Annotated in this window: 12 protein-coding genes; all 12 read left to right on the top strand. The window is 37.6% G+C overall.

The window, feature by feature from the left end:
* Positions 1 to 171 precede the first annotated feature (171 nt).
* The 12 genes from MKY30_RS04825 (at position 172) to MKY30_RS04770 (ending at position 15,473) form a co-directional block, all read left to right on the top strand.
* The gene (locus MKY30_RS04825) at positions 172 to 1,584 is read left to right on the top strand and encodes an ABC transporter permease (RefSeq protein WP_341082933.1); all 1,413 of its coding nucleotides are present in this window, start codon (positions 172 to 174) and stop codon (positions 1,582 to 1,584) included.
* Between the two features lie 17 nt (positions 1,585 to 1,601).
* A complete protein-coding gene (locus tag MKY30_RS04820; RefSeq protein WP_147211326.1) occupies positions 1,602 to 3,095 on the top strand; it encodes an ABC transporter permease in 1,494 nt (497 codons plus the stop codon).
* Positions 3,096 to 3,414: 319 nt separating this feature from the next.
* Entirely contained in the window at positions 3,415 to 5,217 is a 1,803-nt protein-coding gene (locus MKY30_RS04815) for an ABC transporter substrate-binding protein (protein WP_147211325.1), read from the top strand.
* Between the two features lie 313 nt (positions 5,218 to 5,530).
* A complete protein-coding gene (locus MKY30_RS04810; RefSeq protein ID WP_341082932.1) occupies positions 5,531 to 6,655 on the top strand; it encodes a M20 peptidase aminoacylase family protein in 1,125 nt (374 codons plus the stop codon).
* Positions 6,656 to 7,320: 665 nt separating this feature from the next.
* On the top strand, positions 7,321 to 8,421 hold the full coding sequence (locus MKY30_RS04805) for an AAA family ATPase (protein WP_341082931.1): 1,101 nt from the start codon (positions 7,321 to 7,323) through the stop codon (positions 8,419 to 8,421).
* 106 nt (positions 8,422 to 8,527) lie between these two features.
* Entirely contained in the window at positions 8,528 to 9,715 is a 1,188-nt protein-coding gene (locus MKY30_RS04800) for a CpaF family protein (RefSeq protein WP_341085592.1), read from the top strand.
* An 18-nt stretch (positions 9,716 to 9,733) separates the two neighbouring features.
* Entirely contained in the window at positions 9,734 to 10,663 is a 930-nt protein-coding gene (locus MKY30_RS04795; protein ID WP_147211322.1) for a type II secretion system F family protein, read from the top strand.
* Positions 10,664 to 10,693: 30 nt separating this feature from the next.
* Positions 10,694 to 11,560, top strand: coding sequence for a type II secretion system F family protein (locus MKY30_RS04790; protein ID WP_147211321.1), 867 nt, complete (start codon positions 10,694 to 10,696; stop codon positions 11,558 to 11,560).
* A 23-nt stretch (positions 11,561 to 11,583) separates the two neighbouring features.
* A complete protein-coding gene (locus tag MKY30_RS04785) occupies positions 11,584 to 11,760 on the top strand; it encodes a Flp1 family type IVb pilin (protein ID WP_147211320.1) in 177 nt (58 codons plus the stop codon).
* A gap of 253 nt (positions 11,761 to 12,013) precedes the next feature.
* The gene (locus tag MKY30_RS04780) at positions 12,014 to 12,670 is read left to right on the top strand and encodes a DUF4352 domain-containing protein (protein WP_339283626.1); all 657 of its coding nucleotides are present in this window, start codon (positions 12,014 to 12,016) and stop codon (positions 12,668 to 12,670) included.
* Positions 12,671 to 12,700: 30 nt separating this feature from the next.
* On the top strand, positions 12,701 to 13,324 hold the full coding sequence (locus MKY30_RS04775) for a TadE/TadG family type IV pilus assembly protein (protein ID WP_147211318.1): 624 nt from the start codon (positions 12,701 to 12,703) through the stop codon (positions 13,322 to 13,324).
* A gap of 1 nt (position 13,325) precedes the next feature.
* Positions 13,326 to 15,473 carry a hypothetical protein gene (locus MKY30_RS04770; protein WP_341082930.1) on the top strand — a complete coding sequence of 716 codons (2,148 nt, stop codon included), beginning with the start codon at positions 13,326 to 13,328 and terminating at the stop codon, positions 15,471 to 15,473.
* The last annotated feature ends 15 nt before the right edge of the window (positions 15,474 to 15,488 follow it).

The following is a 15,488-nucleotide window of genomic DNA, read 5'->3' as shown; positions in this document are numbered from 1 at the left end:
ACTTTAAAATATAGTAAACTCTTACTCTGTGAAATCTAAAACGGTAAGGAACTCAAAGTCAGTAAAATTAATTTGACAATTACATCATTCCTTTCTATAATTCCTAATAAGCATATTCTATACTAAAAAGGTAGGAATTATCAAGATTTTAAGAAGGGAGTAAGAAACTTATTGCAAAATTCATCATCCGAGAATGTGTTATCCCGCGGGTTTTTGATTGTTTATCGTCAGGTTTTCCTGAGGTGGATTCAATTTTTAATCGGGTTTCCAATTCATATTATTGCTCTCTGTATCTATTTCAGTAAAAGAAAGTCTAATACATATGATGCTTTGTTTAAGGAAAAAATGCATACTTTTATACAATCAGAAGCATATGCAGCTTTAAAAAGTGATTATGAAAAGCAATATGATAAAAAGCAGGCATACTTCCAGCGCCCGATAAAAGAGACAGAAAAAGAAAAATTTGTTCAGCAGCAGCTCAAGAAGCGCTCCGAAGCAATTGTGGAGGAAGAACTGGGATTAGAGACAAGAAAGCCGATGAACTATATGGAATTTTTCCATGGTCTTTTGCTGGATAAGCGTTTCCTCATACCTACATTTATTCCTGGAATTTTAGCTTACAGTATGTACTTTATTTATCAAGGTGCTTTTCGGCGTTTTGTATTTGAACGGGTCGTTATGACGTTCTTTGTAATTATTTCTGTTATCGTGATTGTATTTACCATTCTGTATATTTCGCCGTCTGATGCAGCTGCCAATATATTGGGTGAGTCTGCTACACAGGCGCAGCGTGATGCTTTTAATATTCAGTATGGCCTGGATCAGTCTTATTTCGTTCAGTTATGGCATGCGTTAAGCGGCATTCTGACGTTTGATTTAGGGCATTCTTATACAGGCAATGAAGTGATTATGAATAGTATTTCAAATCGTTTTCCTGTGACACTGATTTTAGCGATTTCTTCTCTTATTCTGGCAGTTATTATCGCTGTGCCGGTAGGGATGATTTCGGCAGCACGTGTTAATTCTTTTTGGGATTATACGTTTATGTTCATTGCCTTGATTGGCTTGTCTATCCCGAGCTTTTGGCAAGGTCTTATTTTCATTCTTACCTTTTCGATTCAGGGAGATCTCCTGCCGTCGAGTTATTCACCAGGAAACTTTTTATCGCTGATTATGCCAATTGTGGTACTAGGAACAGGGCTGGCTGCAGCGATTGCCAGAATGACACGCTCATCTATGCTGGAGGTCATGAATGAGGATTATATGATTACTGCAAAAGCCAAAGGGCTGACTGGAAGAGAGACATTTATTGGTCATGCGCTGAGAAATGCCTGGATTCCTATTTTAACGGTTATGGGGCTGCAGTTTGGCGGTATGCTCGGCGGAGCTGCCGTAACGGAAAAAGTTTTTAATATCAGCGGTTTAGGAAGCTATATTGTAGATAAACAATTTATTCCCGACACGCCGGCAATTTTGGCAGGTGTCGTTTATATCGCTATTACCATTTCAATTGTTAATTTAATTGTAGATCTTGTTTATGCGATGCTGAATCCGCGTATCCGTTCGCAAATGAAGAATAGTTAGGAGGGTGAGAGGCTTACATGAATCATGCTAATCTACAGTCTTTAAAGCGATCCGATCTGTATAAGCACGGTCACTTTGCATTTGTTATATCGCTCGTATTAACGTTGATTTTTTTATTCAATAGCTATGATTTTGGCACGAATACATTTCACACCGTTTTCAGCATTTTTACTGTTATCTTTTTGATAAACAGCTTATATCAGCTTTTTATCGTGCTTTTATTACGTAAAGATTTATTGAAAACAGGAGAAATCGGGAATCGTACACGTATGCTGGCTGCAGTACAGGTTCTGTCGTTAGCCTGCGGAAATGTTTTTACAGCAACATTTGCCTTTCGGCTTTTAAAGAAGAACACATCTATTGAATATACATTTGCATATTATATGCTCATTACAGATTTTCTTATTATCGCGGTTACATCATTGAATTTATTTAAAGCCTATGTATCTAATAATTTCATGTTATCTATGGGTATTTTACTGGCATTATTAATTATTGATATAGCTTTGGTAATTTTCTTTCATCGGCAATATGATACCTCATTGGCCGGGAAAAAGTCATTGCGATTGCTAGCAGTGTTTTTATTTATTGCCACTTTAACAGGAAATATATTCCGATTTATTCTTGCTTACAGTATCCTGTTAAAAATCTCTAAGAAAGACCAGTCCGTGATTGATAAATGGCAGTTTTTCTGGATAAAGCTGGGTAAAAGCTTTACAGCAATGATTGGTTTATTATTTGTTATCTTTACCTTTTCAATATCCATTACCAGCTTTGGTACGTTTGTAACCAGCTTTGCAACGGCAAATGATTACAGCTCCCTGCTGCAGGAGCCGAGCTTCGTGCACCCCTTCGGAACGGATAACTTCGGCCGTGACGTATTTTCCAGAATTATTTTTGGAGCAAGGATTTCCCTGGTCATTGGTTTATTGACAACGATTATTCCAATGATTATCGGCGGGTTACTGGGGGCGCTGGCAGGCTATTATTATAAAGCTACCGATCAGGTGATTATGCGTGTGATGGATGCTTTGTATGCCATTCCGGGGATTTTATTGGCTATTGCTATTATCGCAGCATTTGGATCCAGTACGATCAATTTGATTATTGCCTTAAGTATCGGGTCGATTCCGATTTATGCAAGAACGATGCGGGCCAATATTTTAATGGTATCGAATTTAGAATATATTGAAGCAGCCAAAGCATTGGGAGAATCGGATTGGAAGATCCTGACCAAGCATGCTATTCCAAATGCTTTTGCTCCGATGATTGTCAAAGCTACCTTAACAATCGGCGGAGCAGTTATTGCAACAAGCAGTTTAAGCTTTTTGGGACTCGGTGTAGAGCCTCATGTTCCAGAGTGGGGGAATGTCCTCCGAATCGGGAGTGCTTATTTAGAAACCGAACCATATTTAGCGATTTTTCCGGGAATAGCGATTATTTTGCTGGTTTTAGCCTTTAACTTTTTAGGGGATGGCCTGCGTGATGCGTTAGATCCAAAAATAAATTAATTTTACATTATAGAGGATATTCAAAAAGTCCAATAAAGATGACACGGCGAATTTCTGCGTTGACGAGCTTTTTCCGATGGGACTGGGACTGCGATTACTCGTCCCATCGAAAACATTTGCGATTACTCGCCCCACCAAAAGCGTTACTCACGTATATAAGAGCATGGAGGAACTTCTGTTAAGACCGTCCACGTCCTGTGGACAATACAGAAGTCACCACATCCTGTGGAAGTCCGTTCGGAAACGCTAGCCGCCTTGAACTTTTTGGTTCTATTTATCGGACTTTTTGAACACACACTTATAAGGGGGAATACAGAAAATGAAGAAATGGAGTTTATCTTTTTTACTCGTACTTGCTCTGCTGTTAGCAGGGTGTGTGAGTACAGAATCTGATGTTCAGGAAGAAGGTTCAGGCGGTGGTGGTGCAGATGCAGACCAGCCGACAATTGAGATATTAGCAACAAGTACGCAGGAAAATGACGTAAATATTCTGCGTGATCAATTAACAAATACAGGCTTTAACGTAGAATTAAATATTCAGCCGGATTACGGCAGCTTTACAACACAGCGTGATGCAGGGAATTATGATATTGCCCTGAACAGCTGGACAACAGTTACTGGAAACCCGGATTATGCTGTCCGTTCTCTGTTCACCTCAGATGGTGATAATTCGTTATTCGCAGATGAAAAAGCAGATGAGCTTGTAGATAAAGCAAGTACCGAATTACCGGGCGAATATGAAGAAACATATAAAGAATTAGAGGAACAAATTGTTTTTGATCAGGCGTATATTGCACCGCTTTATATTTCTTTAAAAGCGCAGGGTGTAAATCACGATATTATTAATGAAGAAACAGTCCGTCTGCCAAAATCACGTGCGGCAGTATGGGAAAATGTAGACTATAATGATACATCCTTACGTGATAGTGAGCCTTTACTTGTTCACCAGGCAATTAGTGATTTAACTTCATTAGATCCAATTAAAGGAAATGACGGTTCTATTAATACGTTAAATACAAATATGTATGTTCGTTTAGTCAATTTAACAGATGATGATGAGGTCGTTTCCGATGGTTCGCTTTCTTTAAATCACGTGATTGCGGATGGCAGCCAGGATTTTTATTTCTTACTTCGTGACGATATTAATTTTGCAGAGGTAGACGGCGATACAGCAGTTGATACAGGTGACCGTGTAGGTGCAGAGGATGTTCAATTCAGTTTAGAACGGGCGAAAGATCCAAATTCTGTTCCGGATCATCGTACTTACAGTCTGCATGAAAGTATGGAAACGATTGAAATTGTAGATGATCTTTCTGAATTAGAGGATACTGCTTCCATAGACGGAAATACAATTAAACAGGCTTTAGAAGAAGGACTTGATACAGAGATTGATTCATTAACGACGGATAAAACAGAGGCGGATAATGATGCAGGAACCTATCAGGTTGTAAAAATTACAACAGCAGATCCGTTCCCGCAGGTACTAAACTATCTTGCACATCAGTCAGCCGGTATTGTATCAAAGGATCAGGTGGAAAGCATCAATACGTTTGATGTAGAAGACTATGATGTCAATGAAGATGTTGCTTATGGTGACCAGCGGACTGTGCTGGAAGATAGTAATGAAGAAAACACGCTTTATGCAAGTGGACCGTACATTATGGTTTCTAAAAATGACTATGAAGCAGATTTCGTGAAGAATCCCGGGTATATGCCTGGATCAGAATATGAGCCTAAAATCAGCGAAGTAGTAGTGAAATTCATTCAGGACCCGGAAAGTGCATTATCTGCGCTCCGTAATAATGAGATTCACATCCTGAATGGTGTGGCTGAAAACCGTTATGACACAGTGGAAGAGGATGATAGTTTAACCTTACAGCAAAACGAGAGTAACGGTGTTTCCTATCTGAGCTTTAATTTGGAAGATAGCGAGCTTGCTGATAATGTAGCATTACGCCAAGCGGTACTATATTCTATTAATCAGGAAGAATTTATCTCCTTCTATGAAGGCAATAAATTACCGGCTGTTTCTACTCTTAGTTCATTAGTAGATACCGGGCTGGAGCTGAAAGCAGATCCTGAGCAGGCGCAGAGCCTGTTACAAGAAGGTTTATCAGAGTAATATAAAAAGAGGCAAAGTCAGGATTTTTCTTCATCCTGACTTTGCTTTTTTATTGATCTATGACTGCAACAACAAGGATGTTTTATCCATTATAATGAGTCCTCACGGAAGATAGTTTCTTTTTATAACTGCTTTCCCTTTACCAAAAAGTAATTCCCCATCAAGATTTGTACGATAAAAGCACTCTCTTTGGAATTTCAATAACTTGAAATTGCCTATAGTAGCGTTTATACTTCAAATCAATACGAAATAATAAGAATACTTAAAAAATGTAATTTATTTACTTTCAATACCAAGAAGGATGGGAAGACAAATGGGAGAAAACATAGAAAAAAGCGTGTTAGAAACTTTTCAGTACCTGCATACACATGCAGAAATCAGCTGGGAAGAAGTAGAGACTACCAAATACATAAAAGAAAGATTAGAAGAAGCAGGCTGTGAAACAATTACCTTTCCAGACCACACCGGCGTCATTGGAAAGCTTGGAAATTTTGATGAAGGTTTGCCAGTAATAGGCGTCCGTGCAGATATGGATGCATTATGGCAGGAAGTGAACGGGAAATTTCAGCCAAACCATTCCTGTGGGCATGATGCACATATGTCAATTGTATTAGGTGTGCTATGGACATTACAGCAAATCCCGGGGATCCAGGATAAAGTTGCAATTAAGTTTATTTATCAGCCTGCTGAAGAAGCTGGCGGCGGTGCGCTGAAAATGGTAGAGGAGAAGGTTGTAGAAGACGTGGATTACCTGTTTGGCGTTCATCTCAGACCTAAGCAGGAAGCCGCTGCAGGACAGGCAGCTCCAGTTATTGTTCATGGTGCAACGAAAACATATGAAGCGGTCATTAAAGGGGAAGATGCACATGGCGCACGCCCGCATTTGAATGATAATGCGATTGAAGTCGGCATGCAGATTGTCAATATGCTGGGGCAGATCCATATGGACCCAAGAGTCCCGCATTCAGCGAAAATGACGAAATTTCAGGCAGGTGCTAAGAGCTCTAATATTATTCCGGGAAACGCATCGTTCAGTTTAGATTTACGTGCGCAGACGAATGAAGTGATGGACCTGCTGGTGAAGAAAGTAGATGGTATTCTAGATTCTGTCCGAAATCTTTATGATGTTGATATTGATATCTCCGATTTTCATGGTGTGCCGGCAGCTGAAACAAATAAGGAAGCAACAAGCTTTATGCGTGCAGCAGTGAAGGATGTGCTGGGCGAGGAAAATATTGTAGAGCCGCTTCTCACTCCGGGCGGAGATGACTTCCATTTCTATACTGTGAAAAAACCAGAATTAAAGGCAACGATGCTCGGATTAGGATGTGATTTAGGGCCTGGATTACATCATCCAGATATGGCCTTTGATAAGGATGCGCTTCAAACGGGTGTAGATATTTTAACAAAAGCTATTTTGAAAGTATATCAGGATTAATGATAGGAAGTTAGATTGTTAGGATGAAAATAGTCGGTTTTTACTGCATTTGCGGTAGAAATCGGCTTTTTAGGTTGGTATATAAGATAGATATGGATAAAGAGGAACTTAAGTCAAGGGTAAACTTCGGCTCTTAGATATTTTTATAGAAAGAGTGAAAGAAATAATTTTAGTATGATTTTTAATCTAATATGAACCATTTATGGAATATTAAACCAGTAATAAGGAAGTATTCAACTATGCTAAATACCCTTATCGCTTTTTTATTATTTGTATCTGTATAGACTGTTTTTCAATAAATTTATCAAAAGACAAGACAATTTTAGTAGAATCTACTTCCTCAGGCCTGCCCATTTTACCAAACCTTTTTAAAAAGCTGCTTTTTATTTTTATATGCTTTATTTCCTGCGAGAATGTATTGTCTTATCAATAAAACCTGCTATCTATGCTTCTTCAAAAAATAGCTCAGTCTTTCCCAAATGTTTTTAATAATGTTCATATGAAAGGTATAGAAGAGAGGCATAAGTAGGATAACTTGTATTAAAAATGAAGGCATATCCTAAAAATAGGCGAAATTAACTGTTTTTCTCTTAAAAGGTTAACAATATATCATATATTTAGTATTCTTATAAAAAATAAAGATTAGCAGAAAAAAGGTGAGCAAGATGCACAAAATTAATCTCGTACTTTATACTTCTGATCAATCGTATGCTGATTATTTTTCCAACTATATTAGAAACCCAGAGAATGGGATGAGATTTTCAGCGAAGATATACACAGATTCCGAGGCGTTTCATAAGCATATCCGTAATCAAAAGCAGCACATTTTATTAACAGATATGCAGGTGACGGAAGAGGATGGTGCTAATTTCGATATGGTTATTCGCCTATCAGAGGGGCAGGAGATGACCCAGGAAGAGGCGGGCATTTTTAAATATCAACCATTGAAGGAATCATTGTCTCAAGTGATGGCGATATACTTCGAAGCAAATGACAAGATTAGTACGTTAATGAATAAGAAACAGAAAGAGAAAGTAGTCAGCTTCTATAGCGGTAGTGCTGGATCAGGGAAGACACTAGCTTCTCTTTGTCTGGCGAAATATTTGACACAACAGGGTAAACGAACCTTCTATCTTAATTTAGAACAATTACATAGCACCTATTTATTTTTTCAAGAAGAAAAGGCGTCTTCTGTTGAAGTATTCTACTATTTAAAAAATAATATTAATAAATTAGTTGCAAAAGTTGAATCCTTAAAATCTACCGACAGCTTAACAAATATTGATTACTTCTCTTTGCCCGTCTTACCGGAGGAAATGGAACATATCACGGGTGAGGAAGTAGAATTGTTGATTCAAGCTTTAAAAGATTCGCAAAGTTATGACTATATAATTATCGATCTGGATGATTCCTTGCATGAGCGAAACCAGGCGGCAATGCGGGTTAGTGATGAGGTTGTATGGCTATTAAGCTCTGATCAGAATAGCTTTGCCAGATCGCAATATAAACTAAATCAAAGTATCCTGGACAAGCATATTGATAACAATAAGCTTCATTTTGTATTGAATAAAGTCGGAGCGAGGCCTTTTGCAGGGTTTAATAACTATAACTTCAGTATTGAAATACATATTCCATTTCATTCTCACTGGTTATTGGAAAATGAACAGACCAAGATGTTAGAAGATACTATTATCGGTGAGAAGTTATTTCAATCTGTTGCAGAGGAGATAGACATCAATATGGAGGTGTCCCTTGTTGAAGGTTAGTGATAAAGAACAGAAGAATAATCAACAAATAGAAGAAGTTACTGCGCAGACAGAGGATGAGATAACGGCTTTATTAATTGAAAAATTGCGTGAGGTTTTAGATTTTATGCATTCCACTACGAATGAAGAGCTTTTGGAAATGGTGGAGGATACTGTAATAGAGTATGCGAAGGAGCATAAAATGACTTCGCAAATGATTAAGCGTATTGTCGATAGAATGTATCATGCCTTTCGAGGGTTGGGCGTACTGCAACCCATCTTGGATGACCCTACAATTACAGAAATTATGATCAATAATCATGAAGAAATTTTTATTGAGCGCGATGGCCAAGTTTTGAATGCAAAAGTTAAATTTGAAAGCCGCCAAAAGCTTGAGGATACCATTCAGACCATTGTATCAAAGGTAAACCGGGTGGTAAATGAGTCAAGCCCTATTGTGGATGCAAGGCTGGAGGACGGCTCTCGTGTAAATGTCGTCTTACCCCCAATTGCATTGAAAGGGCCAGCTATGACAATCCGAAAGTTTCCAGAACGACCATTGATGATTGAGGACTTAATCCGATTTGGTGCACTCGATGAAGAGGTTGCCAGTTTTCTGCAACAGTTAGTAGAAGCCAGGTATAATATTTTCATTGGCGGAGGGACTGGTTCAGGAAAAACAACATTTTTGAATGTCCTATCGAATTTTATCCCGAAAGATGAGCGGTTGATCTCTATTGAGGATTCCGCTGAATTACAAATTGTCAATATTCCCAATCTTGTTAGTTTAGAGACAAGGAATAAAAACACGGAAGGAAAAGGAGAAGTTACAATTCGTGACTTAATCAAGGCCTCATTGCGGATGAGACCATCACGTATTATTGTCGGGGAGGTTCGTGGAGCAGAGGCGTTAGATATGCTGCAGGCCATGAATACTGGTCATGATGGGTCTTTATCTACTGGTCATGCGAACTCAATTAATGATATGTTAAGCCGTTTAGAGACAATGGTGCTCAGTGGTGCCGAATTACCGATTGATGTGATTCGTAAACAAATCAGTTCTGCGATTGATATCATGGTCCATTTAACAAGATTTCGCGATCATTCCAGAAGAGTAGTACAGATCTCCGAAGTATTAGGGATGGAGGATGGTGAAATTATTACCGCTCCCCTTTACGTGTTTGAAGAGGACGGTGAGGATTACCGCGGTAAAATTATCGGTAAACTGAAGAAAACAGAGCATTCTTTGCAGTCTATTAACAAATTGAAGTTAGCAGGCAAGAATGATGTGGTAGAACAGTTTACCAAAGCGTAATGGAAAGTGGGTCAAAGGATGAATGTTGAACAAATAATTGGCTCTGTTGTAATTGTTATCTTGATAGGTGTATTAGTAGGGCGTCGTGTAATCAAAGGAAGAAAGGCCAGACAGTTGGAACGGGAACTGGAGAAAAGAGAAGGAGAAATAAGAGAGAAGAGCATAGCAGCGATCCGAAAGAGAAACATCGGCGGAGAGACACTGATTGACTATGCTGTTTATGAGATGAGCTTTCAAGAGAAGGTGAAGTATTCCCTTATCGCAGGTATCGTAATTTTCGGTATTTCTTATCTATTCTACGATCATCTCATTCTTTCGTTCATAGTTGCGTGTTTGGGGATAATCTATCCGAAATTTAAGAAGAATGATTTAAAAAATAAACGTAAAGATGAACTAAGTTTACAGTTTAAAGAGGCTATTTCCTCTCTTGCCTCTTCTTTAGCGGCGGGGCAGTCAATTGAGAATGCCTTCCGTGATGTGTTGAGAGACTTGAAGCTTCTTTACCCAGATGAAAACACCTACATCATTAAGGAATTTCAGCTGATTAATCGGAGAATTGAAAATGGAGAGATTGTCGAACGAGCTATTGCAGATTTTGCCAACCGTTCAGATATTGATGATATTAAGAATTTCTCTGATGTATTTATTACCTGTAAACGTACAGGGGGAGACTTAGTAGAGATTATTAAACGAACGGCTGATATCATTACCGATAAAATTGAGATACAGCAGGACATCAAAGTTTTGGTTTCTCAGAAAAAGTTTGAGTCGAAAATAATGGCGATAGCCCCTTTAGGCATTACCTTATTTCTGAAAATGTCATCGCCAGATTTTGTAGCTCCATTATATGAATTTGGCACACCTGGTCCTATTATTATGACTGTCGTATTGATTTGTGTAGGCTGTAGTTTGTTAATCAGTCAGAAAATCATGGATATCAAGGTATAGCAGTAAGCAGATAAGAAAGGAGCAGCGATTATGACATTGAAAATCATTATTCTCAGCATTGTAATAGTAACATTATTAGGCGTTTTAAGGAATAAAAGGGTCTATGCTGCTTTTATTGAGCAATATAAAGATGAAATTACCTTACCAGCTTTAGCGCCGTTTGCTTTTGGCATTATAGATCGATTGAACCTTTATAAGCGGATGCCGAAATTAATCAATGCTATCCATCAGAAAATGATTATTCTGCGAGGAAGTAAACTATCTGGGGATTATACGAAAATATATTTAGCAAAAATGATTACCTTAATTAACTTGATGCTCTTTTTTACCTTTGTCTTAGTAGAGGTCAGCGACGAGGGAAATAGTAATCTGATTTATGGATTTCTATTGATGATAGTAGTAAGCGTCTTTCTAGTGAAGGATTTGGAAAAAAAAGTGAAGCAAAGGAAGGATTCGATTATTATTGAACTTCCGGAATTTGTCAATAAAATTATTTTATTGGTAAATGCTGGTGAAACTGTTCAGGGAGCTATGAAAAAAAGTGTCGATCAGAAGAAGAATCAGATTTATGATTCTCCATTATATTTTGAGCTGAATGAGGCTGTAAATAAGATGTCTGCGAATACTTCTTTCCAAGAGGTTATGAAGGATCTTAATTACCGCTGCGGTATTCAGGAAGTATCGATTTTTACGACCACAGTAATGATGAATTACCGCAAAGGCGGGGCACTATTAGTGCAATCATTAAATGAATTATCTGTATCACTATGGGACAAACGAAAAACTGTTACAAGGATAAAAGGTGAGGAAGCATCGTCTAAGTTGGTATTTCCGATTATTTTTATATTTGCCGCAGTTCTTCTGATTGTTATATATCCTGCAATAGCAGTATTTTAAGAAAAAAGAAGGAGAGATTTATAATGGAACAGTTAACAACATTTTTTAAAAATTTCTGGAATGACGAAGAAGGATTGGAAACCATTGAAATTCTATTGATTTTATCTGTACTTATTGTTATTGCAATTATGTTTAAAGATAAAATTATGGAATGGGCAAATAAATTATTTAACGATATTGATACCGAAATTATGAACTAATTTAAATGGAAAATAGCTTGGTTGAACAAGTTTTTCAATCAAGCTATGTATTCTCCATGAGGAACATCATTCCATAAGATAAATCAATTTACCAATACCGTAAGCTTTTCTAAAAGTGTCAATGAAGAAAGATCTCATTATAAATATTCAAAATGATGAGTTGAAAACATAATAAAAGGAAAATAAAGAGATTGGGTTAGCTGAAAAAACTTTAATAAGCTACGTGTGAATTTCTGAGGAGGACCGGACCATAATGATTAAAAATAAACAAATAGCTATTCTATTATTGTTAATCACAGGTTTGCTGCTGGCAGCTTGTTCGAATGACAATGAACAACCTGAAGAGTCAGAGCCGGCTGAAACAGAGCAAACCGAAACAGATATCCAGGAGGAAGGTACTGAATCAGAATCAGCTGATGAAGCTTCTACAGAAGAAGAGGATGAATCATCAAGTAATGATGAGTATATCGAGCATCAATTGGGATTGAGTATCGGTGACACAGCAATCGTTGTTAGCTCAGAGGAGGACTATAAGTATGAAGTGACAGTGAATGAAGTGAGCTATCGTGATGAACTTGAAAATGTTACTTTATATGAAGATACCTTTGTCCTAGCTGATGTGACTGTAAAAAATGTGGATGAAAAGGCATTTAATGCTGCTGATATTTTTACACCTGCCCTTGGTGAATTGGATTCTAATAAATATACACCGGCAATCAGCCCTGATTATTTGGGAAACACGTCAGAAATAACATTAGTGGAGGGTGAGTTAGCCCCTGGAGATTCCGTTGAGGGTACGTTTGTATTTGATGTAGCACAAGCAAAGCAATATAACCTTGCTTTTGGTCATGCCGGGGATCAAATTAAGACGAGAGCGGAATGGGAATTTAGCGAAGATGAAATACAATAAACAACAGCATAAGAAGAAGGAGCAACTAATATGAAGACCTTTCTAAAAGAGGATCGTGGAAGTTTTACACTTGAATCTACCTTGGTTTTTCCTGCTCTTCTAATGTTTACCTTAGTCGGCGTATTCTTTTGTATTGTTATCTTCCAAATGGGTACAGCAAGCTATATGGCACACAAAGTATCTGATGAACTTGCTTATACATGGAACAGTACAAAAAAAGATATTAAAACAGGTGATATAGCTGTACAAGAATACACCGGTTTACCGGACGGTGATGGATTATATTGGCGAATTACCGATAATGATATTTTGGGCTTTTTTAATTTAAGCGGTTTTACTCAAGATGATATTGTTGGTGACAAAAAAAGAAAAGCAGACATATACAATGGTGCGATAACACTCAGTGTAGATTACAATAATACGCTGATTTACAGTGAGGTAGAAGTGAGCGCTGAATCGAGCTTATTTATCCCTTCTTTTCTAAAAAATATGATTGGCAGCAAGGTACAAGCAACATCCAGTCATGTAGTTACCGAGACAACGGAATTAGTCAGAACAGCTAATTTTGCCAAGTATTTATGGAGTGAGTTTGGCAAAGATGGGGCAGTAGGTGATGCAGTGAACTCCATTAAGAAGTTCTTTGGTGGTGAATAATTTGAAAAAGAAAATAAAACGGTTGTTTTTAAAGGATAAAGGATCCGTTTCGATTTATGCCATTATAATTATCTTGCCCATCTTTGTGCTAAACGCACTACTAATCGATACACTGCGTATCCTCAGTGCTGAGCGTCAAATAGATAGTGCAATGGAGACTGCATTACGTTCGACTATGTCGCATTTTAGTTCTGACTTGGCAGATGTTGGCTTGTTTGCATACGGTGGTGAGGATGCAGGAACTGACTTTACTACATATATGAATAATCAGTTTTATTCTTCCTCTGAACTAAGTGGTACGCAGAACTTATCCAGACCAATGATTACAAGTGCAACAGCCAGCTTTGATACGTCAAGAAACCTGGTTGATTATAGTGTTTTTAGGCATCAGGTTGTAGAAAGTATGAAGTATCAGGCACCGGTACAAATGGGTACAGATTTATTTGATTTACTGACAAATAATGATATTTCGGTAGAAGATGTAGAAAAAGCAGAAGAACTAGTAGAAAACTATGAAGAGATTCTGGATTTAATGAAAAAACGAAATGCAGAAATTGATAAGGCAATTGAACAGTTAACCCCTTATAATAAACTGATTAAAGAGGACATAGGTGCTGAAGTTATTGGTAAAAAAGTAACTTCAGATGAGGAAACCATCCCTGAAGGTATTGAAACATTTCAACAGCTTGTTTTCTATCTTGATAGATATCAAGAATTAAAGGAAAAAAAAGAAAATGAAGAAGAATTGACCTCTGATGAGGAAAAGGAAATTACAAGCTATGAAGATGGAGTAAAAGAAAAACCATATAAAAGTGTTATCGATATGGAAATATACCATACGGACATACCGAAGCATCTGGTTGGTTCCAATCGAGATGTGAATAATCCGGCAAGTGGTTCAGCCAAAGATTATAATGACCAGATTAATGAATTAATGGGAGGTAGTGAATCCTTAGAAGAATTAGAGGAATTTACATTAAACGATGAATTTTTTACTGATATTCTGGATAATGAGGATCAAATCTATGAAAATATCCGGTTTGACAAGTCTTTGGAAGGCAGTCCGGAACAAGGGAACTTGGGGAATTTCAGTGTAGGCCAATTATTTTTAGCTTTTTATGTAGCGATAGAAGATGGTGACAAAGCGCTTGCTGATGCGATCGTTCAGTCGATAGAAAATAAATTAGGTAATCTGAAAAAAGGGCAAGTGAAAAAAATAGAAGATCAAATGCAAAAATATGATAAAGTAAAAAAAGCATTAGAGAATGTGGATATTCAGGCAGAAGAAGAAAAAGCTGATGAAAGCTTTGGCAGTTTATGGGCGGAATTGAACAAGTACAATGATATTAAAAATCAAATATCAGGTGATAATCAATTGTATGCCGAACTGGATAGTATTATTGCAGAGTATGATGGAGTGACAGGTCAAGGTGGAGATGATGAAGAATCCAGCCGCCTGCAATTTATCAAAGACGCATTCGAGCGGTTTAAAGAATTTGTTGAATTTATGCAAGGTTTTCCGACATCGGTTCGTAACGAGTTGTATATTAATGAATATATTATGGCGAACTATGGATCTAAAGCACCTTATGAGTTAGCCAGTGCGGAATCTTATGCATTTTCTACCAAAAAAGCACAATATATCACCTATGGCTATAATGTAGCTGGAATGAATTATTTTATGTTTATGAAGGACATTGCGTTGATTTTATTTGTGGGAAATTTGATTGGTCAAGGTTTACAGGGAGGATTTGCCGGACCATTAGGTTTCTTTAAAGCACTGTCAGGAGCGCTTATAACCACTTTGCAGGACGTGAACACTCTTACTACTGGTAAATATACTTTACAATGGAACCCATTTAAAACGTTTGGCGGAAAAGGTGTTCCAATCAATATGCCGATGTTCCTGCGTATTATAATGGCAATGAAGTCAACGAATGAAACATATAATAACGAAAAAGCGAGAAGGCTGCAGGCAGTGGTAACGAAAGAAACTGGTGTTCATTTAAATAATAGCCCATCTTATATTGAAGGGAATGTACAAGGCAGAGTAAAGCTATGGTTTATACCTCAATTAGCAGAAGTCTTGCCAGGCAATGTAGAGGGGAGCTATTATATTTTTGATAGACGAAAAGTATATTCGTATTAACTAGGAGGAATTTCA

Source organism: Oceanobacillus sp. FSL W8-0428 (genome assembly GCF_038004405.1).
In the GTDB taxonomy this organism is placed as follows: domain Bacteria; phylum Bacillota; class Bacilli; order Bacillales; family Amphibacillaceae; genus Oceanobacillus; species Oceanobacillus sojae.
The sequence above is the reverse complement of the archived record's forward strand: the minus strand, read 5'-3'. Positions and strand labels throughout refer to the sequence as shown.

What these genes read in the sequence shown, in the direction of transcription:
- MKY30_RS04820 (WP_147211326.1), top strand. Translation starts at nt 1,602, where the DNA reads ATGAATCATGCTAATCTACAGTCTTTAAAGCGATCCGATCTGTATAAG.
- MKY30_RS04815 (WP_147211325.1), top strand. Translation starts at nt 3,415, where the DNA reads ATGAAGAAATGGAGTTTATCTTTTTTACTCGTACTTGCTCTGCTGTTA.
- MKY30_RS04810 (WP_341082932.1), top strand. Translation starts at nt 5,531, where the DNA reads ATGGGAGAAAACATAGAAAAAAGCGTGTTAGAAACTTTTCAGTACCTG.
- MKY30_RS04805 (WP_341082931.1), top strand. Translation starts at nt 7,321, where the DNA reads ATGCACAAAATTAATCTCGTACTTTATACTTCTGATCAATCGTATGCT.
- MKY30_RS04800 (WP_341085592.1), top strand. Translation starts at nt 8,528, where the DNA reads ATGCATTCCACTACGAATGAAGAGCTTTTGGAAATGGTGGAGGATACT.
- MKY30_RS04795 (WP_147211322.1), top strand. Translation starts at nt 9,734, where the DNA reads ATGAATGTTGAACAAATAATTGGCTCTGTTGTAATTGTTATCTTGATA.
- MKY30_RS04790 (WP_147211321.1), top strand. Translation starts at nt 10,694, where the DNA reads ATGACATTGAAAATCATTATTCTCAGCATTGTAATAGTAACATTATTA.
- MKY30_RS04785 (WP_147211320.1), top strand. Translation starts at nt 11,584, where the DNA reads ATGGAACAGTTAACAACATTTTTTAAAAATTTCTGGAATGACGAAGAA.
- MKY30_RS04780 (WP_339283626.1), top strand. Translation starts at nt 12,014, where the DNA reads ATGATTAAAAATAAACAAATAGCTATTCTATTATTGTTAATCACAGGT.
- MKY30_RS04775 (WP_147211318.1), top strand. Translation starts at nt 12,701, where the DNA reads ATGAAGACCTTTCTAAAAGAGGATCGTGGAAGTTTTACACTTGAATCT.